Origin of the sequence: Microbacterium sp. ISL-103, from assembly GCF_018613995.1 — a bacterium.
GTDB lineage: Bacteria > Actinomycetota > Actinomycetes > Actinomycetales > Microbacteriaceae > Microbacterium.
Window position 1 is genome coordinate 1 of the sequence record NZ_JAGGPD010000041.1, and the last position, 1,109, is coordinate 1,109.

Genomic DNA, 1,109 nt, shown 5'->3' on the forward strand with positions numbered 1-1,109 from the left:
GCCGTTCCCTTCGGCATCGGGGTGCTGCAGGTGGTCATCGAACGCAGCGGCTGGACGGCGCTGTCGACAGGGCTGATGTTCGTGCTGGCGATGACCCTGCTGCTCACCCGCCGTCCGGGTCTCACGCTGCCGGTGCGCACGATCGCGGCCGGTCTGCTCGTTCCCACGCTCGCCGTGGTCGTCGTGTGCCTCGGTGCGCAACTGCTCGCATCCAGCGGGTCTCCGATCGTCCTGCCCGTCGTGGCGGTCGTCGTGGCGCTCGCCCTGGCATCGTCCTCGCTGGTGCGCGGGGCGCTCATGGCGAGGGGGCACGGCATCACCACAGCGAACCCCGCCCGGATCGCCATCCACGCCCCGGCCCTGCTCACCGGGGTGACCGCCGTGGCGCTGGCTCTCGGACGCGAGGCCGCCGGACTCGGCACGGCCTTGCTGGTGCTGGTGATCATCGGCAGCGGTGCCGTGGCCGCCGCGCTCTTCGCGGCCCGCCGATACGCGTGGGCCGTGGCCGGAGTCGCCTTCACGGGTGCGCTGTGGTGCATCTGGGGGATCGCCGGTATCGAGCTCCTCGAGGCGTACCTGCTCCCGCCCGCCCTCGGGGCGGCTGTCGTGGCCCTGGTGCTCACGCTCCGGGGTCGCCCCGCCACGGCGCTCTTCTTCGCCGGTCTGCTCGCCGCCGTCGCTCCGCTGCTCGCGTCCGTCGCGATCGCGGGCCCGGATCCCGCAGGCCAGGCCGCAGCCGCCTGGCGGGTCGGCGGCCTTCTCGCCGCGTCCTGGGCGCTGGTGATCGCGGACGTGCTGCTGCACAGGGCGCGCGCCGGATCGCTCGTGCGGCGGCTTCGATCGCTGCGGCTCCCGATGCTCGTCGCCGCGGCACTCGCAGCGGCCGCCGGGCCCCTCCAGGGCGTCCGCGTCGGGCTCGGCTGGGAGCTCCCCTCGCTGCAGGGGCTGACTCTGTTCCTCGCCTGCGCCGGGCTGAGCGCCGCGGGGGCCGCCGCTCTGCTTCTCGCCGGGCGCGGGGTCAGGCGGGCAGCCGGCCCAGGCACGGCGCTGCGCACCACGAGGTGGCTCGGCGCACCGGCCGCACTCGCGCTCGCCGTCGGCACCTGGTT

General features: G+C 75.3%; 1 pseudogene. It reads left to right on the forward strand.

Annotated elements, in window-relative coordinates:
- Positions 1–1,109 (forward strand): annotated as a pseudogene (locus J7E68_RS01995) (hypothetical protein); the annotation flags it as partial.